The organism is Pseudomonas costantinii (assembly GCF_001870435.1).
GTDB lineage: Bacteria > Pseudomonadota > Gammaproteobacteria > Pseudomonadales > Pseudomonadaceae > Aquipseudomonas > Aquipseudomonas costantinii.
On sequence record NZ_MDDR01000021.1, the window covers coordinates 15,783 to 34,980 of the forward strand.

Consider the following 19,198-nt stretch of genomic DNA (forward strand, 5'->3'; position numbering starts at 1 on the left):
CCATGGCTGACGTCAAGACTGCCTCTCCCCTGCCCCCCGAGCCCAGCGCACCTGGCGGCCCACGCAAGCGTCGGCTGTGGCGACCGATGCTCATCATGGTTGTGGTGGTGCTGGTGATTGTTGCGATCATTGGCGGGGTGAAGTTCGTGCAGATTTCGGCGCTGATCGCCCAATCGAAAGTCCCCTTGCCCGCGTCCGTGGTGACGGCCATGCAGGTGCCGTTCAGTGATTGGCAGCCCAGTGTCTCCGCCGTGGGATCGATGAAGGCGGTCAGAGGGGTTGATGTGACCACTGAAGTGGGCGGCATCGTGCGCACCCTTGGCTTCAAGCCTGGGCAAGAGGTGGCGGCCCAGGCGCTGCTTGTGCAGTTGAATGCCGACTCGGACATCGCGCAACTGCACTCGCTTGAGGCCACTGCCGACCTGGCCGTCATCGTGCTCAAGCGCGACAAGGCCCAACTGGCGGTAAACGCCGTGTCCCAAGCACAGGTTGATACAGACACCGCGGACTTGAAGGCCAAACTCGCCGCCGCAGAACAACAGCGGGCGCTGGTTGCGAAAAAAACCATTCGCGCACCGTTTGCCGGACGTATCGGGATTACCAGCGTCAACCCCGGCCAGTACCTCAACCCCGGCGACAAAATAGCCACGCTGCAGACCTTCGATCCCATCTACATCGACTTCACAGTGCCACAGACCCAACTGGAGGCAATCGCCATCGGCCAAGGGCTTTCGGTGACTGCCGATGGCCTTTCCAATCAAACCTTCACGGGGCGAATCAGCACCATTGACACCCAGTTCGACTCGACCACGCGCAACGTCACCGTCGAAGCGACCATTGAGAACCCAAAACAGAGCTTGGTGCCAGGCATGTTTGCCCGCGCGGTTGTTAACTCCGGCGCGCCGCAGCGCTACCTCACCGTTCCACAGACATCGGTCACCTACAACCCTTACGGCACCACCGTGTTCATCGCGACATCGAGCAAGAACGACAAGGGCGAGGAAGTCCTCACGGCGCAACAAACCTTCATCAAGACCGGGCCGCCCCGGGGCGATCAGGTGGCCATCCTGTCCGGCGTGAAAGAAGGCGATCTGTTGATCACCAGTGGCCAGATGAAGCTCAAAAATGGCTCGCCGGTGCAGGTCAATAACAGCGGCGCACCGCTGAATGACCCCGCTCCGACTCCCCAAGAACACTAAGGGTGTCCCATGAAGCTTACCGATACCTTTATTCAGCGACCGGTCTGGGCCATTGTCGTCTCGCTGTTCATCTTGATCCTGGGGTTGCGCTCGATCTTCGAGCTACCGGTAAACCAATGGCCACGCACCGAAAATACCGTGGTCACCATCACCACCGCCTACTACGGTGCGGACGCGTCCACCGTCGCCGGTTTTATCACCCAGCCGCTTGAATCGGCCATCGCACAAGCCCAGGGCATCGACTACCTGTCCTCGTCGAGCATCACCGGTGTCTCGACCATTACTGCCACGCTGCGGCTGAACTACGACGCCAGCAAGGCTCTCACCGAGATCAACACACAGGTCAACTCGGTCAAGAACCAGCTTCCGGCACAGGCCCAGGAGCCGGTGCTGACGGTCGCGGTCGGGCAGACCACCGACGCCATGTACTTGGGCTTTTACAGCGACACACTGCCCACCAATAACATCACCGATTACCTGGTGCGGGTGGTCAAGCCCAAGCTGGACTCGCTCCAGGGCGTGCAAACCGCAGAAATCCTCGGCGGGCGCCAGTTCGCCCTGCGCGCCTGGCTCGACCCGGACAAACTGGCGGCGCATAACGTGACCGCGCAGGACGTGTCCACCGCCCTGGCCAACAACAACTACCTGTCTGCCGTCGGCTCCACCCGTGGGCAAATGGTCACCGTTGACCTCACGGCCGGGACTGATTTGCACACGGTGGATGAATTCAAACGGCTGGTCGTCAAACAAAAAGGCGATGCGCTGGTGTACCTGGAGGACGTGGCCACCGTCACCCTGGGGGCCGAAAGCTACGACAGCAGCGTGGCGTTTTCCGGCAAGCGTTCGGTGTTCATCGGCATCAAAACAGCGCCCAGCGCCAACATCCTGACCGTCGCCACCAGCGTGCGCGAGGCGTTCCCTGAGTTGCAGTCGCAGTTGCCCACTGGCGTACGCGGCGAGATCGTTTATGACTCCACGGCGTTCATCAATACCTCAATCTACGAGGTGGTGAAGACCCTGGCAGAGGCGATGGTGATTGTCTCGGTGGTGATCTACCTGTTCCTCGGCTCGTTCCGGGCAGTGATCGTGCCGCTGGTGGCGATACCGCTGTCGCTGGTCGGGACCTTTTTCGTCATGTACCTGCTGGGTTACTCCATCAACCTGCTAACCCTGCTCGCCTTGGTATTGGCAATCGGGTTGGTGGTGGATGACGCGATTATCGTGGTGGAGAACGTCGACCGGCATATCAAGGAGGAAGGCAAAGGCGTGCTGGACGCCGCGCTGACCGCTGCGCGGGAACTGGGTGGCCCGATCATCGCGATGACGGTCGTGTTGATTGCCGCGTATGTACCCATCGGGCTGCGCAGCGGCCTTACCGGCGCACTGTTCAAGGAGTTCTGTTTCTCGTTGGCGGGTGCGGTGACCGTGTCCGCCGTGGTGGCATTGACCCTCTCGCCGATGATGACCTCCCGGCTATTCAAGACTGGACAGGAAGAAGGTCGTTTCGCCCGCAAGCTCGATCAGTACTTCGACTGGTTGCGCGGGCGTTACCACCGCGTACTGTCCGGTGGGCTGAATGTCTGGCCGGTGCTGGTGACATTTGGGTTTGTGCTGTTCCTGCTGGTGGCCGCCAGTGGCATGACCGCCAAAAGCGAACTGTCGCCGACCGAGGACCAGGGGCTGGTCTTCATGCAGATCAAAGGCCCGCCTACGGCCTCGCCGCAGCAGATGGAGCGCATTGCCGACCAGGCCTTCCAGATCGCCAACAAAGAACCCGAATACGCGCAAATGTTCCAACTGACCGGCCTGCCCGCACTCAACCAAGGCCTGGGTGGCGTGCTGCTCAAATCCTGGGGCGACCGGACACGCTCCCAGGCCCAACTGATAGTGGACCTCCAGCAAAAATGGAATCAGGTGCCGGGCGCAACCATCGCAGCCTTCCCGTTGCCGTCGCTGCCAGGCGCCCAGGGCTTGCCGGTGCAATTTGTGATCACCACCACCGACTCGGTGGAAAACCTGAATGAAGTGGCTCAAGCAGTGAGGGCCGAGGCGCAGAAACAGCAGCTATTTTGGTTCTCCGACATGGATCTGAAACTGGACAAACCACAAGCCAGACTGGTGGTGGATCGGGAGAAAATTGCCGCGTTGGGCATGACCCAGGCAGATGTCGGGGCCGCGCTGTCAGCCGCACTGGGTGGCAACTACGTGAACTACTTCTCGACCGCCGGGCGCTCGTACAAAGTCATTCCCCAGGTGTTGCAGGTGAACCGCCTCAACCCGGATCAAATTCTCGATTACTACATTCGTACACCCGCAGGCGCCATGATCCAGGCGCGCACGGTGGCGCATATCGAGACCTCAACGCAGCCCGAATCGATCAACCACTTCCAGCAACTCAACTCAGCAACCCTGTCAGGCGTCAGTGGCGTGGCCCAGGGCGAATTGCTGGCGAAACTGAACACGATTCTGGCCAACGTTGCGCCTTCAGGTTACACCTCGGACTTCTCGGGCGAGTCGCGCCAGTTCATGCAGGAGTCCGGCGGGTTCTTCGGGTTGCTGATGTTCTCGATTCTCATCGTCTACCTTGCCCTGGCCTTCCAGTTCGAGAGTTTCCGCGACCCGGTGGTGATTCTATTCTCGGTGCCTCCGGCACTGTTTGGCGCGCTGGCCTTCATCACCATGGGGTATGCCTCCATCAACGTGTACACCCAGGTGGGGCTGGTGACGCTACTGGGGTTGATCACCAAGCACGGGATTCTGATCGTGCAGTTTGCCAACGAGTTGCAGCGTGCAGGACGCAGCAAGCGCGAGGCGATTGAAGAGGCGGCGGCTGTTCGTCTGCGGCCTATCTTGATGACCACGGCCGCCATGGTGCTGGGCGTTGCACCCCTTGTCTGGGCCTCCGGGGCCGGGGCTGCGGGGCGGCATGACATGGGCCTGGTGATCTTCACCGGGTTGTCGATCGGTACCCTGCTGACGCTGTTCATGGTGCCGGCGATGTATATGTTCATTGGCTCCACCCACCACCAGGAAGCCGAGGAACCTCTCCCTGAATACCAAGCGTGAGGGCAGCATGAGCCTAATCAGTCATTCAAAATGCTCATGGAGCCTTTAAAGAACGTGTAGCCATTACGCCCTTGTTCTTTGGTGTGGTACATCGCGGCGTCCGCATTGACCATCAGCTCATGTGCGGTCAAACCATCTTTAGGGAACAAAGCGATTCCGATGCTGGCGGATACATGCAGCGTGTGCTGGGAAATACTAAAGGCAGCGCCAATGCTTTCAATCAGGCGCTCTGCCAATGCAGCGACATCATCCGGGTGCCCCTGATCAATCAGTACGACAAATTCGTCTCCCCCCAGGCGTGCTGCGGTGTCCTCGCTGCGAGTGGTGTCGAGGATTCTGCGCGAGACCTCGACCAGCAACAGATCGCCCACATGGTGTCCGTAAAGATCATTGACCGACTTAAAGCCATCCAAGTCCATGAACAGCACGGCAAAACGCTGCATGTGTCGGCCGGACTTGCGAATGGCTTGGTCAAGGCGCTCATTGAGCAACGCACGATTAGGCAGATGAGTCAGGTTGTCGTGCAAGGCCAACTCGACCCATTCGCTGGTCGCCTGATTCAGTGAAGTAGCCAGCAACTTATTGGTACGCACATCCAGTGCCGAGACGATCCAGGCAATTGCAAACACTGCCAGCGTCACAACAATCACCAGTATCGCCAGCCATTCGGTATCAATGCCGCTGTTCGCCGCCATGCAGAAGCTACCGACCGGAAACTGCGCCGCAGCCATTCCTGTGTAATGCATGCCGACGATGGCACAACCCATGAGTAGTGAGGCACCGGCCCGGGCAAACCTGGCCTTTTCAGAGCCCTCGCGCAAACGAAAGGCAATCCACAGGGCCGCCCCCGAGGCCAGTACAGCAATCGCGATGGACACTGCAAATATCCAGGGGATGTAGATCACGTCTGGCGTCATCAGCAGTGCCTCCATCCCGGTGTAATGCATGCTGGCGATGCCCGCCCCCATCAACAGCCCACCCAGAACCAGGCGGGTCCAAGGCAAGTGTTTCTGGCAGGAAATCCAAAGGGCAAGGGCTGATGAGGCGATGGCAATTAACAATGAGGCCAAGGTGAGCGGTATGTCATAGCCCAGTGAAATGGGCAGACTGAAGGCAAGCATGCCAATGAAGTGCATTGACCAAATGCCAAAGCCCATGGCGAAAGACCCACCCACCAGCCATAAAACGGCAGACTTCCCCGTGGAACCAGACACGCGGCTGACCATATGGAGGGCCGTGTACGAGGCAAGAATGGCAACAATAAGAGACGAGACGACGAGGACGCCGTTGTAGCTACCAGGAAGCATGAAATACCCGTCCTTGAGCTTACGGAATGATGTTACAAGGGTGATATCACATAGACATCATAGACGAGTATTTTGCAGAGAACGCAAGGCCGTAAAGGTTCGTACCGGATCTATCCCTTAAAGCGCACGCCTACCCCGTAACGTTATCAATCCTGGTCACTGACACGGCTCCCCCCTCCTCGTACATTTAAGTGATTAACAACAGGAAGGTCGCAAAGACGGGAAGTTAACGATAGAAATCCGCATTTAGAACCATTTATTCATAGCACCATTTAGTGTTAATACAAAAGAACCTCTACAGGCTCGACCAAATAAATAATTGGATCCAACGCCGCACCTAAGTGCCCGTAAGTATTGAATAATAGGTCGCTTCGCGACAATTAAAACCGTTTCAGGAAGCCGAAAAACCAGCAGAAATCACATAAAAATGACGCCATAGCAATGACAATTAATGAGCGCATTTTTTTGACGTCATATATTCACGATTTATATCATATTGATTAATAAGGATTTACACATAATGTAACATAACATGAAAAATTATTTAATAAACCTCAGCCCACTCTGTTGCGCTGTCAATTTCACTCTCCTACTATGAATTTCATTCTAAGAACAACTCAACTTCCAACTTCGCTTCAATACACTAACTTTTTCTGCCCAGATATCTGATTGAGTTTGCGCTCTGCGCACTCAAAGGGAGGGATCTATGCGCATTAGTATATTTGGACTGGGTTATGTGGGCGCTGTCTGTGCCGGCTGTTTATCCTCTCGGGGACATGAAGTCATTGGCGTCGACATCTCGCAAAGCAAGATCGACATGATCAACAAGGGCCTATCGCCGATTGTCGAACCGGGCCTCAGTGAACTGCTTTCCAAAGGTATTACCACTGGGTTGTTACGCGGCACCACCGACGTTACCCAGGCGGTTTTGGGCAGTGACCTGTCGATGCTTTGCGTCGGTACGCCAAGCAAGAAAAACGGCGACTTGGACTTAGCCTACATGGAAGCGGTGTGCGAGCAAATCGGCGCTGCACTGCGTGAGAAGACTGGCCGCCACACCGTGGTGGTGCGCAGCACCGTGTTGCCGGGCACGGTGAAAAACGTCGTCATTCCGATGCTGGAAAAGGCCTCGGGCAAAAAGGCCGGCATCGACTTCGGCGTGGCGACCAACCCCGAGTTCCTGCGCGAAAGCACCGCGATCCAGGATTACGACTTCCCGGCCATGACCGTCATTGGTGAGCTTGATGCGCTGTCTGGCGACATGCTCGAAGAGCTGTACCACGGCCTGGATGCGCCGGTGATTCGCAAGTCGATCGAAGTCGCCGAAATGATCAAGTACACCTGCAACGTCTGGCACGCCACCAAGGTCAGTTTCGCCAACGAGATCGGCAACATTGCCAAGGCCTCGGGCGTCGATGGCCGCGAAGTCATGGATGTCGTGTGCCAGGACCACAAGCTCAACCTGTCCCGTTACTACCTGCGCCCAGGCTTTGCCTTCGGCGGTTCCTGCCTGCCCAAGGATGTGCGCGCCCTCACCTACCGCGCCGGCCAGTTGGACGTCGAGCACCCGATGCTCGCCTCGATCATGAGCAGTAACCGCAGCCAGGTGCAGAACGCCTTCGACATCATCGCCGGTTACGGCAAGCGCAAGATCGGCCTGTTGGGGCTGAGCTTCAAGGCCGGCAGCGACGATTTGCGCGAAAGCCCCCTGGTGGAACTGGCCGAGATGCTGATCGGCAAGGGCTTCGAGCTGAGCATCTATGACGCCAACGTCGAATATGCCCGCGTATTCGGTTCGAACAAGGAATACATCGAATCGAAGATCCCCCACGTTTCATCACTGCTGTGCGCCGACCTTGCCAGCGTGGTCGCAGGCGCCGAGGTGTTGATCCTGGGCAACAACGATCCGCACTTCGCCGATGTGCTGGAAGGTAACGACGACAAAAAAATCGTCGACCTGGTGGGCTTCATGAGCCATCGCACCAATGCTACCCAGGAAGGGATTTGCTGGTAATTCGCCCGCCTGTGGTGAACCGCCCAAGGGACTGACTGCCCGCGTCACGCCTATGTCACCGACCACCCTGGCGCATGCCCAGGCTGGCAGCGTGTACGCGTGATTCGGTCAGCCCGTTCGCAAACGATTGTTTTGAGGAGTCAACAGCACATGGATCGACATGCCAGCAGTGCAATCAGTGGGGTTTTCAGCAAGCCGTCCGTCGCGCGGTTCTGCGCCTGGGCGTGCCTGTTTTCCCTGATTGCACTGGCCTCGGAAATGATCGCGCCCGAGTACCTGAACCCGGACCACGCCAAGTTCATTTTCATCATCGGTACCCTCGGCATGTGGCGTTATAGCAATGCCATCATCCACTACCTGCGCGGCATGTACTTCCTGCACTGGAAGTTCCCACGTCTACGCCGTCAGGTTGACCGCATGGGTGATGCGGCGCTGCCGGACCATATGTATATGGTGGTGACCAGTTTCCGCATTCCCACCCACACCACGTTCAAGGTTTACCAGTCGGTGTTCCAGGAAGTACAGCGACTCAACGTGCCGTGCACTGTGATCGCTTCGATCGTGGAAAAGGGTGACGAACACTTTATCAAGACCATCATGCGCAACGAGGTGCAAGGCCGCGACGACATCAAACTGATCATCGTTCGAGCCCGTGGCACCGGCAAGCGCGATGGCCTGGCTCATGCGTTTCGGGCGTTGTCACGACAGATGCCGCTGGAAAACTCAGTGGTAGGTGTGGTCGACGGCGACACCATGATGCTGCCCCACTGCGTTGAGCGCGCGGTCAAGCTGTTCGCTGCCCTGCCCAACGTCGGCGGCCTGACCACCAACGAATACTGCGAGGTGGAAGGCAGCACGCTGATGCGCGAGTGGCACTCGATGCGCTTCGTGCAACGGCACATCAACATGTGCTCGATGGCCCTGTCGCACCGCGTACTGACCTTGACCGGGCGACTGTCGTTTTTCCGCGCCAGCGTGATGATCGACCCCGACTTCATCAAGGACGTGGAGGCAGATTTTCTCGAACACTGGCGCCTGGGCCGTTTCCAGTTCCTTACCGGTGATGACAAGTCATCGTGGTTGAGCCTGATGCGTGCCGGCTGGGACACCTTCTACGTGCCCGACAGCCATACGCTGACAGTCGAGCATCCGCCTGACAGCAACTTCTTCCGGGCCACCCGGCAACTGATGTTCCGTTGGTACGGCAACTCGCTGCGCCAGAACTTCCGTGCCACCACCCTGCTCGGCCGCGCACGCCTGGGGATGTTCACCCTGTACGTGCTGTATGACCAGCGAGTGTCGATGTGGACCTGCCTGATGGGGCTTACCGCCTCAGTGTTCGCCGGCTTGATCTTCGGCATGCAGTACCTGTTGGTGTACGTGTTCTGGGTCTTGCTGTCACGCACGCTGGTGACGCTGATGTTCGTGTTCTCCGGTCACCCGGTGAGCCCGGCCTACCCCTTTGTTCTGTATTACAACCAGATCATTGGCTCGGTGATGAAGGTGTACGCGATGTTCCATATGGACCAACAGAGCTGGACCCGGCAAAAAACCACGCTCAGCAATGGCAGCGTCAACTTCGATGCCGCCCTGAACCGCTGGTCCTCGAAAGCGATGATGTTTTCTTCCATCGCGGTGTTCTTCGGGGTCATCTCTGTTCTGCTCGAACTCACGCAACGTTAAAGGAAGGGCGCCTGCCATGAGTAGTTCAACGACTACCGTACTCCCGGCCAATGTGGTCCATGAAGCAATCGACGAGCGCCAGTACGTGCGCGCCAAGATCAACGCCAAGGTCAAACTCGACGGCGGTGGCCAGCCGTCGTTCGAGAGTGATATCCAGGATATCTCTCTGGGCGGCCTGGGCTTGTTGCATGCCGAGCCACTTAAGCTTGAAAGCTTGTACAACGCCTCGATCAAGCTGCGGCTGAACCAGATGGACTTGGCCATCGACACCAAGATCAAGATCGTCTCCCAGCGCGGCCAGAACGTAGGGGCCGAATTCGTCGACCTGGACTCGCAAAAGCGCGACATTCTGCGCTACATCATTTCAGCCTACATGTCGGGCGAGATCGCCGATATCAATGGCCTATTCAACGTGATGCAGCGTGAAAACTACATCAAGGAACGCAAGCACAAATACGCCATCGCCCGTGGCCCGCTGGACCGCCTGCGCGCGGTGCTCGGCACACTCGCGTGGTTGGTGCTGGGCCTCGCGGCGCTGGCGTTCGTGGCCTACAAGAGCTACCTGTTGTTTTTCCGCATTCCGGCCGATCAGGCGCTGGTGAGCGCCGACGCGCAGGTCATCAGCATGCCCGACAACGGCTACGTGAAATTCATGCTCAAACCCGGGCAAACCCAAGTGAGCGCAGGCGAACCGGTGGCTACCGTCTCCACCCAGTTGGCCACCAGTTTTACCAGCCCCGCCGACATGAAGGCCGTGGCGGACCTCTCACCCGGTGACCTGCAAACCCTGCTGGGTCGCGCCACCATCGAGACCGTGATCGCCAGCCCCTGCAACTGCGACGTGTACTTCCCAAGCAAACCGCTGGATGGCTATGCCTATAAGCAGGCACCGCTGATGCATCTGTTGCCCAGCGGAGAAAACCTGTTCGTGAAGGCCAATGTGCCGTTCTCACGCCTGGCCGACATTCCACGGGTGCGCTCGGTGGACCTGCAGGTGTTCGGAATCGATCAGACGTTCAGCGGCAAGGTGATTGACTCCGAAGTGGACCCGGTCAACCACAACCTGCAGTTGACCATCCAGCCCGACAGCCCGTTGCCCCGCTCAGCCTACCAACAGCCTGTGGCGGTGGACCTGTATTTGGGGCTGCCATTCAACCTGCCGTTCAACCTACCGCTGTAAGGATGCCGCGATGAAATTGCCCACGCGCCCGTCGTTGTTGCTGCTAGCCCTGTGGCTGGGCGACCCGGTTTTCGCCGGGCAAAGCCTGGAGCAGGTGCGCTATGCGCTGTACAAGGATCCCAATGCCAACGTCGTGGCCGACTTGCGCGAGCTATCCGCTCGGGGGGATCGAGCCTCCAAGCAACTGTTGGGCGACGTGCTGTCGAACTCGGACACGGTCAACCTGGACGAGGTGCTGGGCTTGTACAAGGACGCCTTTGCTGATGGCACAGGGGAAATCCCGGCGCTGGCCTCGCTGGTTCGCCTGCTCGATCGCAACCCGCGCCTGCGCGATCAGCAGCACGGCTATGTGACCCGGGCGCTGACGCTTTACCCGCACGCCCTGGACCCACGCACCATCAGCACCACCCTCGAAGTGTTTCTGGTCTACCCGCGGGATTTCAACGTGGCCGATGCCCGGCAACTGCTCAGTCTGTACCAGCAATCCTGCCTGCTCAACTGCCACTCCGAGTTGTACCAGGCGGTGCTGGCCGAACGCGAAGGCAACCGTGGCTTGGCGGATCGGCACTATCAAGCGGCAGTCAAAGTCGATGTGCGCGCCGTGGACCGCTACTACCGTTTCCTCGGCGAGCAACAGGACAGCCTGTTCCAGCGCTTCGCCGCGACGCTCGAACCGCAACGCGCCAGCCTGCCGGTGGAGATCGTGCATCGCATCGGCGCGTTGCTCGACAGTATCAACAGCCTGCAACGGGTAGACGATGAAGCCGACAAGGATGAGCGTCTGGCCAGCGGCATGGGCCCAAAGCCGGTGAAAGCCCCGCCGACACCCGAACAGATCGCCGCCGACAAGGCCAAGGCTGCCGCCATTGCCCGCGTGCAAGGCTGGTTCGACAACGCGGCCGAGCGCGGCTATGTACCGGCGCTGGTGTCGAAGGTCAACTTCATGGTCAGCAACCCCACCGAGCACAACGCCGAAGAAACCCAGGCCCTGATCAACCGCGTGCAAGCCCTTGACCCGACTCGCGCCAAGGCCTTGCAGGCGTCGTTCTACATGGTCACCAACTGGCTGACCCTGGACCCGCAAAAGGCCCAGGTACTGATCAACGAGCTGATCGCCGCCCGCTACCGCGACGCACAGTTGCTACTGGGTGAGCTGTACAGCAAGGGCGGCCTGGACCAGCCCGATCAGGAAAAAGCCTTGCAGATTTACCAGGAGCAGGCACGCCTGGGTTCCACCGCCGCCTACTACCGCATCGCGACCCTCTATTTTCGCGCCCGTGCGCTGTGCAATGACCCGGTCAAGGCCTACGCCTATGCCCAAGTGGCACTGGATCTGGGTGAAAACCGCGCCCGCGGGCTGCTCAAGCGCCTGGATCGGGTGATGAAAAAGGACGACATCGACCGCGCCCAACTGGCCCGCGCCGACCTCATGAAGGAAGCTCAACTGTGAAGCCCTACTCCCCTCTCTACAGCGCGCTGCTGATCCTGGCCTTCAATGACGTGGCCCTGGCAGCCGAAGAAGTGACCGGCCCCGAAACCGACAGCCTCGAGCCGGTGCGCATGGCCCCGGCCGACGGAAGCCAGCCACCGATCACTTCGGAGTTCTTCAATAAGCTGACCCTGCAAGGTGGCTTCGGCCCGGAAAACTCCGAAATCGGCAACGGTCGCGAGTCGTTCTACAGCCTGCGCTACGAGCCTTCGTTCGCCTGGTATTCGCCGGAAAAACGCTGGGCCAAGTGGCAGGTGTATGGCCGTGTGTGGCTGGACTATGACTCCAACCAATCGGCCAGCCTGGTGCAGAACGAAACCAATCAGAACAACGCCAGCAACCGCAAACAGCCGCAAGGCTTTTACGCCGAGTTCCGCGAGCTGTACGTTAAACGCAACCTGCTTTGGGACGATCCGCGCTTCTCGGTATCGGCCGGGCGCCAGCGTTTCAACGACGAATACGGCATTTGGTGGGATGACAGTATCGAGTCGGTGCGCTTCAACTACACCGACACGTTCTCCCACGCCTTTGTCGCCGTGGCGCAGAAGTTTTACCACTACAACACCGACGTCAATACGCTGGACGACACCGAGAAGAACATCTTCTATGCGATGGGCGAATACGCCTACCGCTGGAGTGAGCACAACTGGGTCGGCGCGCGGTTGATGTACGAGGACGACAAGAGCAACCACGACGTCAACGACCGCTACGACTTCACGGGCGTACGCAGTGGCCTGTTCTTCAAGGGCGACCGGCTGACGTTCACCCCGCTGCTGAGCGACTACCACCTGGAAGCGATTTCGCTGAACGGCAAGATGGACCGCACCAGCCTGACCAACTCCAGGGACCCGTCTTCACAAACCACCACGCGCAACAACCACAGTGACGGTTGGGCGGTGCTCGGTGAGGTCGGCAAGCGCTTCGATGACCTGGCCTGGACCCCGCGTGTGGCCTTGCGCGGCGGCCTGACGGACAAGACCCACGACGACACCGACGGCTTTCGCCTCAACGACATTCAGTCCGACCGCATCACACAAGCCGGTGCGTACAGCACCCGGCTGGTCAGCTCCTTTGTCAGCCTGAATTTACGCAATGTGCAGTACTACGGCGTGGCACTGGAGACCCGGCCCACGGCGCGCAGTCGCCTGGACTTTCGCGTCACCGACCTCAAGTTACGCGACCAGGACGGTCCGTTGCCGATTCGGGTCGACGCCAATCAGCGTTCGGCGCGTAACGCCCAGATCAACAACGGCGGCAGCACCGGCGGGCGCTCTGTGGGGCAAATGTACGACGTCAATTACTACTGGAAGATGTTTCCGCTGGCCTATGAAGGCAAGCGCTTCGACGTTAATGGCCTGATCACCGCCAGCTACCTGAAAGCCGGCAACGCGCTGACCAGTGGCGACGACTACCAAATTTCGTTTGGCGTCGTGATGAGTTACTAAGGACGGGCCTGGCCATGATTTTCGCCTCCAACGTGTTCCTGTTTCTGTACCTGCCGGTGTTCCTGCTGGTGTACTTTTTGTCGCGCCCACAGTGGCGGTCCACGGTGATCGTCGCCGCCAGCTACCTGTTTTATGCCTGGTGGCGCCCGGACTTCCTGCTGCTGTTCGTCGGCATCACTTACTGGAACTATTGGTTCGGCCTGCGCATCAAGGCGCGACTGGACGCGGGCGACAAGCGCTGGGCATTTCGCCTGTTGTGGATCGGCATCGTCGGTAACCTGTCGACGCTGGGCTACTTCAAATACGCCAACTTCGGCGCCGATGTGCTCGCCGCCCTGCTGGCTCCGCTGGGCATCAACACCTTTACCCTGGAAACGATCTTCCTGCCCCTGGGTATCTCCTTCTACGTGTTCCACGCCCTGAGCTACATCGTCGACATTTATCGCAAGGACGCGACCCCGACGAATCGCTTCATCGATTTTGCGGCCTTCGTCGCGTTATTCCCACACCTGGTGGCCGGGCCGATCCTGCGCTACAGCCAACTCGCACCGCAACTTCGCCAACGCGAACACTCCCTGGAGCTGTTCAGCCTGGGTGTGTGCCGATTCATGCTCGGGTTCATCATGAAGGTGCTGATCGCCGACCAACTGGCACCCATCGCGGGTTTGTTCATCAGCGAAGGTTCGCTGCAGATGGGCGATGCCTGGTTCGGCCTGGTGGTGTCGACCCTGCAACTGTATTTCGACTTTGCCGGCTATAGCCATATGGCGTTGGGCCTGGCGTTGATGATGGGTTTTCGTTTTCCGGAAAACTTCAACCAGCCGTATGTGTCCCAGAGCGTCACAGAATTTTGGGCACGCTGGCACATGACCCTGGCGCACTTTCTGCGCGACTACGTGTACCTGCCGCTGGTGCGCAAGCGCATGGCCGGCGCCATGCCCGCGCTGGTCTACACCATGTTGCTGTCAGGCTTGTGGCACGGTGCAAGCTTCGCCTTTATCTGCTGGGGACTGTTCTTCGGCCTGGCCATGGTAGCTGAACGCAAACTGGGCATCGCCACCAAGATCACCACCCCCTACAACGTGCTGCGCAACCTGCGTACCGCCTCTCTGATCACCTTGAGCATGCCGCTGTTCTTCACCAGCAACCTGGCCCACAGCCTTGAAATCTACAAGGCGCTGCTGGGCTTCAATGGTGCAGGCAGCCTGGACCTGTACGTGTTGGGCGCCTCGAAAATGGCCATGGCCTTCGCCCTGGTCGCGGTGGTGTGGCTGATCCTCTCGGGGGCCAACAACGTGCGGTTCTATGCCGGTAACAAACAACAGTACTTCATGCGGCATGTGGGCGGCGTGCAGATGCTGTTGCTCTGGGCGGGCTTTGCTTTAGCGCTGAGCAGCCTGGCAGCGCACTCATTTTCACCGTTTCTGTACTTTCAGTTCTAGGAGGCGGCCATGTACCCGGTGATGAATTCGGCGAGCAAACTCAATGGGCTGTTGTTCTGCGCGTTACTACTGGGCATGTTCGTCTACTCGTTGCCGGTGGTGTTCAGCTTCGCCAAGAACCAGAACGACGCCTACTCACTGTTCATGGATGGCAAGCTGTTACGTAAGTTCGAACAGGTCTACGACAAACGTTTCTTCCTGCGTGAGCCTTCGGTGCAACTGTGGGCCGATGCCCGCTACCAGCTGTTTCATGAAGGCACCAGCGGCGTGGTGCTGGGCCGCAATGGCTGGTTGTTCACCAACCAGGAATACCGCGTGCCTAACGATCTGGAGCGCAACCTCAGCCTGCAACTGGCGCGGATCGGCGAAGTGCAGGCTCGCCTGGCGGCCCACAACAAGCGCCTGATCGTGCTGCCGTTGCCGATGAAACTGGACATCTATTCCGAACACACCCTGCGCCCGGCTGACCCACGAGCGATCAGTTTGTACGACCATTTTGTCGAGCAACTGAACCAGCAGAAAGTCACCGTAGTGCCGTTACGCTCGCGTTTCCTGGCCGCGCGGGACGAGGTGCCGTTGTTCCTCAAATCCGACACTCACTGGACCCCACAGGGTGCCCGTGAAGCCGCCCGTGAACTGGCCCGCCAGCACCCGGAACTGATCGGCAGCACGGCCTACACCTCCCAGTCCTCAGCACAAAAATCCATCAAGGGCGACCTGATGAACTACGTCCAGTTCGACCAGCAAAGCGAGCCGTCGGCTTACGGCGCCGGCACCATCGCGCTGTTCGAAACCCTCAAGACCGGCCAGGCCGTCAGCGATTCCAGCCTGTTTGGCGAGGAGCCGCAGCACATAGCCCTGGTGGGCACCAGCTACACAAAGATTGATGACTGGAATTTCAGCGGTTTTCTAAAAGAAGCGCTGAGCACCAACCTGTTCAGCGTCGCAGTGGAAGCTCGCGGCCCGTTCGAGGCCATGAACGAGTTCCTCAAAAGCGACCAACTGAAAGACGACAGCCTAGACACGGTGATCTGGGAGTTCCCGCTGCGAACCGTGTTGGCCCAACGCGCCGGCTTATCCGGCCTGCCTGCCCTACCTATCGGTATTTAAGCTCAAGGAGTTGACCATGACTGCCACAACCCTGATCCAACGCCTGCTCGGCGCAACTGGCCTGCTGTTGGTAACCGCACACGCGCTGGCGGCTGATGGCAACGCCGACTTGTACGACGCCGTAGCCCCGGCCGACTCGGCCTTTGTGCGGGTGTTGAACCTTAGCAACACTGGCATCGACGTGAGCCTGAGCGGCAAGACCAACCCGCAGAAAGTCGCCGCCGGGCAACTGAGCGGCTACCGCTTCACCACGGCCGGCAAACACAGCATCGGGGTCGCCGGTCAGTCGATCCAGCCGAACCTTGTGGCCAATGCCGCCAGCACCGTGGTGTACGACGGCAAGACCCTGACCCTGATCGCCGACAAATACGTGAACGAGCCGAAGAAAGCCCAGGTGGCGTTCTACAACCTGACACCGACCCAAGCTGCATTGAAAACCGTGGACGGCAAGCACGTGATCGTCGACCCGCTGGGCAAGGACCAGACCGGCAGCCGCATGGTCAACGAGATCAAGATCGGTTTTGCCGCCTACGTGGGCGAAAAAAACGTGGCCAACTTTGACGAACTGTTCCTCAAAAAAGGTCGCTCCTACAGCTACGTGCTGCTGCCTCAGGGCAGTGGCTACAAGAGCATGAGCCTGGCCAACGGTATCGACCCCACGGAGTGAGGACGCGTTGCACCGGCAGCCCGCATGCCCCGATCAACAGGATGATGAAGTTCGCGCCCATGAAGACACCCCTATATTTCGGCTTCGCCGCATTGCTCTCGCTGTTCTGCCTGCCCGCGCTCGCCGCGCAAGCCCAGCCTGTCGCAGCCAAGGGCGTGCCCGCCTGTACGGGCCTGGACTGCCTGATCTGCCCGGCGCTCAAAGACCCGCAGAACTACGCCGAGGGGCGTATGAAACTGATGCGCGAGATCGTCCCCGGCAAAGACCGCTGGCTGTTTCGCTCCGAGGTCGACCTGACCAATGACTTTGGCATCCCGGCCAACATGCGCAGTGAATACGCGCGGCTGATGGCGGCCTTCGCGCGCCAAGGCACCCACGTGGTCATGGCCATCCAGCCGACCCGCGGGCTGATGCATCGCGACAAACTGCGCCCGGGCCAGGAAATGGGCTTCGACTTTGCCCGCGCCAATCGCAACCTCAGTGCCTACCTGCAACAGATGCGCGCAGGCGGCGCGGTAGTCCCCGACATGATGCAATTAGTGGCCAAGCCACCGGCCGGTGAGTACTTCTTTCGGCGCGACCACCACTGGACCCCTTCCGGCGCCCAGGCCACCGCCCAGGTGGTGGCCGACGAAGTGCGCCGCCAGCCGTTTTATGCCGGTTTGACCAAAACGCATTACCGCACCGAACCCGGCGTGGTGGTGCCCAAGGACGGCACCATGAACCTGGGGCTGACCTATCTGTGCGGCAACAACTTCGGCATGCAATACGTGCGCGGCTACCAGACGGTGCCCATGGCCGGTGGCGCCGACGCCCTGTTCGACGAAGCGCCCGACCCCCAGGTGATCCTGGTCGGCGACAGTAACGCCGCCGCTCGGGAAGACGAAAGCAAGCAGTTCAACTTCGACGGCTACCTCAAGCAGTATCTGGACGTGGACATCCTCAACTTCGCCCTGCCCGGTGCCGGGGAGGATGGCTCCTTGCTGGAGTACCTGCTGTCGGACAGTTACAAACCCGCAGCCCCGCCCAAGGTAGTGATCTGGGAACTGCCGGCCAACTACCAATTGGGGTCGCCGCAGATGTACCGGCAACTGGTGCCCGCGATCAAGGGCGGCTGCAGCACCTCGCAGACGCTGTTGAGCAATCGCCTCAGCCACCCGGCGCTGAAGGTCAGTGACCGCCTCGAGCTGCTGAGCAATGCCGGCGAAAACCGCAGCAACCTCAAGGGCTCGGCGGGCTTCCTGGACATCAAGATCAGCGACAAGAACGTCAAAGACTTCTACGTCATCGTGTATTACGACAATGGCCAGCGCGACAAGGTCTGGTTCCGCCGTGAAGCGGCCGTGACCGGTGGCCAGTACTACCTGGAACTGAGCAAGGCCAAGGAGTTCCAGGGCGCCAACCTGCTGTCGGTGTTCATGGAACCGACCAAACCTTCCAGTGGCGCGACCCAGGTGGAAACCAAACTATGCCTTTGAAACCCTTGCTGCTGGCGCTGTTAGGTACGGCTGCCGGCCTGCACCTGGCCGCTGCCGGCGCGACCAGCTCGATTTGGCCGGCGCGCGCCACGGTCCCCTCGGCCATGATCGCCGATTACCGCACCCTGAGCTGTGTGAAGGATCCGCCGCCGCCCTACACCGGCAGCCTGCAACTCAAGAGCAAGTACGACCAGAGCGACACCAGCAAATCGACCCTGGCCGCCAGCCCCGACCAAGGCACCGAGGACATCGGCAAGCAGGTCAAAGCCTTCATTGGCGGGCTGATCTACGCCACCAAGCAGTTCGAGCGGGCTAAAACCCCGCAACAGGCAAACATGGCCCTGGCCTGCCAGGACCAATGGCTGGAAACCTGGGCCAAGGCCGGGGCCCTGCTCAATCGCGACGCCAGCAGCACGGGCATGGCCGCGCGTAAATGGGCGGTGGCGGCCATCAGCAGCACCTTGCTCATGACCGAAGCCATGGCAGACAACAAACGCGTGCTTTCACCCGTGCAGAAAGACTGGTTCGCGCGCCTCGGGGCACTGATCATCGAAGAGTACCAACCACGTCACGCGCCGGGTTTTGCCTACTTCAACAACCACGACTACTGGGCCGGCTGGGCCGTGTCGGCGACCGGCATGCTGATTCAGCGCGACGATTTCATCCAGTGGGGCGACAGCAATCTGCGCCGTGGCTTGCAGCAGGCCACGCTGTCCAGCGCGGGGGATTACGCCTACCTGCCACTTGAAGTGGCGCGCGCAAAACTGGCTGCCAGCTACAGTCAGTACGCCCTCGTGCCCTTGGTGATGCTGGCCGAGGCCGCGCGCAGCAACAACCTGGGTTGGTCGGCCGAAGACCAGACGCGCCTGGAACTGTTGGCCAACTTCGCCGCCCGTAGCGTACTCGACCCACAAGGCTTGCCGGAGCTGCAAGGCCAGTCCCAGGTCGACATCGCCCCCTACAAAATGGCCTGGTTGATCCCGTTTTTACAGCGCAGCCCGCAGCATGTGCTGGCGCGCAAACTGTATGACTCCCTGGACGGCGACGTCGACAACTACAGCCAGCTCGGCGGCCCGCTCAAGCCGCTGTACTCCACCGGCCACTGAGCCAAGGACGAT

Annotated in this window: 12 protein-coding genes and 1 pseudogene; 12 read left to right on the forward strand and 1 reads right to left on the reverse strand. The window is 59.6% G+C overall.

Annotated elements, in window-relative coordinates; genetic code table 11:
- Window positions 1-2 precede the first annotated feature (2 nt).
- Together BFL40_RS11170 and BFL40_RS11175 are read left to right on the forward strand one after the other, a co-directional pair.
- A complete protein-coding gene (locus tag BFL40_RS11170; protein ID WP_071484039.1) occupies window positions 3-1,199 on the forward strand; it encodes an efflux RND transporter periplasmic adaptor subunit in 1,197 nt (398 codons plus the stop codon).
- Window positions 1,200-1,208: 9 nt separating this feature from the next.
- Window positions 1,209-4,265, forward strand: coding sequence for an efflux RND transporter permease subunit (locus BFL40_RS11175; RefSeq protein WP_071484040.1), 3,057 nt, complete (start codon window positions 1,209-1,211; stop codon window positions 4,263-4,265).
- A 32-nt stretch (window positions 4,266-4,297) separates the two neighbouring features.
- Here BFL40_RS11175 and BFL40_RS11180 read toward each other — a convergent pair.
- Window positions 4,298-5,572: pseudogene (locus BFL40_RS11180) on the reverse strand (MHYT domain-containing protein); the annotation flags it as partial.
- A gap of 706 nt (window positions 5,573-6,278) precedes the next feature.
- On the opposite strand from BFL40_RS11180, the gene BFL40_RS11185 reads away from it, so the two are divergent.
- The 10 genes from BFL40_RS11185 to BFL40_RS11230 all read left to right on the forward strand — a co-directional run bounded on the left by BFL40_RS11185 (window position 6,279) and on the right by BFL40_RS11230 (window position 19,186).
- Window positions 6,279-7,586, forward strand: coding sequence for a nucleotide sugar dehydrogenase (locus BFL40_RS11185; protein WP_071484041.1), 1,308 nt, complete (start codon window positions 6,279-6,281; stop codon window positions 7,584-7,586).
- A 150-nt stretch (window positions 7,587-7,736) separates the two neighbouring features.
- The gene (locus tag BFL40_RS11190; RefSeq protein WP_083374524.1) at window positions 7,737-9,269 is read left to right on the forward strand and encodes a glycosyltransferase; all 1,533 of its coding nucleotides are present in this window, start codon (window positions 7,737-7,739) and stop codon (window positions 9,267-9,269) included.
- Between the two features lie 16 nt (window positions 9,270-9,285).
- Window positions 9,286-10,449, forward strand: a complete 1,164-nt coding sequence (locus tag BFL40_RS11195) for a PilZ domain-containing protein (protein WP_071484042.1) — start codon at window positions 9,286-9,288, stop codon at window positions 10,447-10,449.
- A 10-nt stretch (window positions 10,450-10,459) separates the two neighbouring features.
- The gene (locus BFL40_RS11200) at window positions 10,460-11,899 is read left to right on the forward strand and encodes a tetratricopeptide repeat protein (protein WP_071484043.1); all 1,440 of its coding nucleotides are present in this window, start codon (window positions 10,460-10,462) and stop codon (window positions 11,897-11,899) included.
- Window positions 11,896-13,383, forward strand: coding sequence for an ion channel protein AlgE (locus tag BFL40_RS11205; protein WP_071484044.1), 1,488 nt, complete (start codon window positions 11,896-11,898; stop codon window positions 13,381-13,383). The genes BFL40_RS11200 and BFL40_RS11205 overlap by 4 nt, the downstream gene beginning before the upstream one ends.
- Before the next feature lie 14 nt (window positions 13,384-13,397).
- The gene (locus BFL40_RS11210; protein WP_071484045.1) at window positions 13,398-14,825 is read left to right on the forward strand and encodes an MBOAT family O-acyltransferase; all 1,428 of its coding nucleotides are present in this window, start codon (window positions 13,398-13,400) and stop codon (window positions 14,823-14,825) included.
- A gap of 9 nt (window positions 14,826-14,834) precedes the next feature.
- Window positions 14,835-15,935 (forward strand): alginate O-acetyltransferase, encoded by a 1,101-nt coding sequence (locus BFL40_RS11215; RefSeq protein ID WP_071484046.1) that lies wholly within the window; start codon window positions 14,835-14,837, stop codon window positions 15,933-15,935.
- A gap of 16 nt (window positions 15,936-15,951) precedes the next feature.
- On the forward strand, window positions 15,952-16,602 hold the full coding sequence (locus BFL40_RS11220; protein WP_071484047.1) for an alginate O-acetyltransferase AlgF: 651 nt from the start codon (window positions 15,952-15,954) through the stop codon (window positions 16,600-16,602).
- A gap of 59 nt (window positions 16,603-16,661) precedes the next feature.
- On the forward strand, window positions 16,662-18,080 hold the full coding sequence (locus BFL40_RS11225; RefSeq protein ID WP_071484085.1) for an alginate O-acetyltransferase AlgX-related protein: 1,419 nt from the start codon (window positions 16,662-16,664) through the stop codon (window positions 18,078-18,080).
- Window positions 18,071-19,186, forward strand: a complete 1,116-nt coding sequence (locus BFL40_RS11230) for a polysaccharide lyase (RefSeq protein WP_071484048.1) — start codon at window positions 18,071-18,073, stop codon at window positions 19,184-19,186. The genes BFL40_RS11225 and BFL40_RS11230 overlap by 10 nt, the downstream gene beginning before the upstream one ends.
- The last annotated feature ends 12 nt before the right edge of the window (window positions 19,187-19,198 follow it).

What these genes read in the sequence shown, in the direction of transcription:
- BFL40_RS11220 (WP_071484047.1), top strand. Translation starts at nt 15,952, where the DNA reads ATGACTGCCACAACCCTGATCCAACGCCTGCTCGGCGCAACTGGCCTG.
- BFL40_RS11175 (WP_071484040.1), top strand. Translation starts at nt 1,209, where the DNA reads ATGAAGCTTACCGATACCTTTATTCAGCGACCGGTCTGGGCCATTGTC.
- BFL40_RS11215 (WP_071484046.1), top strand. Translation starts at nt 14,835, where the DNA reads ATGTACCCGGTGATGAATTCGGCGAGCAAACTCAATGGGCTGTTGTTC.
- BFL40_RS11170 (WP_071484039.1), top strand. Translation starts at nt 3, where the DNA reads ATGGCTGACGTCAAGACTGCCTCTCCCCTGCCCCCCGAGCCCAGCGCA.
- BFL40_RS11195 (WP_071484042.1), top strand. Translation starts at nt 9,286, where the DNA reads ATGAGTAGTTCAACGACTACCGTACTCCCGGCCAATGTGGTCCATGAA.
- BFL40_RS11225 (WP_071484085.1), top strand. Translation starts at nt 16,662, where the DNA reads ATGAAGACACCCCTATATTTCGGCTTCGCCGCATTGCTCTCGCTGTTC.
- BFL40_RS11230 (WP_071484048.1), top strand. Translation starts at nt 18,071, where the DNA reads ATGCCTTTGAAACCCTTGCTGCTGGCGCTGTTAGGTACGGCTGCCGGC.
- BFL40_RS11210 (WP_071484045.1), top strand. Translation starts at nt 13,398, where the DNA reads ATGATTTTCGCCTCCAACGTGTTCCTGTTTCTGTACCTGCCGGTGTTC.
- BFL40_RS11200 (WP_071484043.1), top strand. Translation starts at nt 10,460, where the DNA reads ATGAAATTGCCCACGCGCCCGTCGTTGTTGCTGCTAGCCCTGTGGCTG.
- BFL40_RS11185 (WP_071484041.1), top strand. Translation starts at nt 6,279, where the DNA reads ATGCGCATTAGTATATTTGGACTGGGTTATGTGGGCGCTGTCTGTGCC.
- BFL40_RS11190 (WP_083374524.1), top strand. Translation starts at nt 7,737, where the DNA reads ATGGATCGACATGCCAGCAGTGCAATCAGTGGGGTTTTCAGCAAGCCG.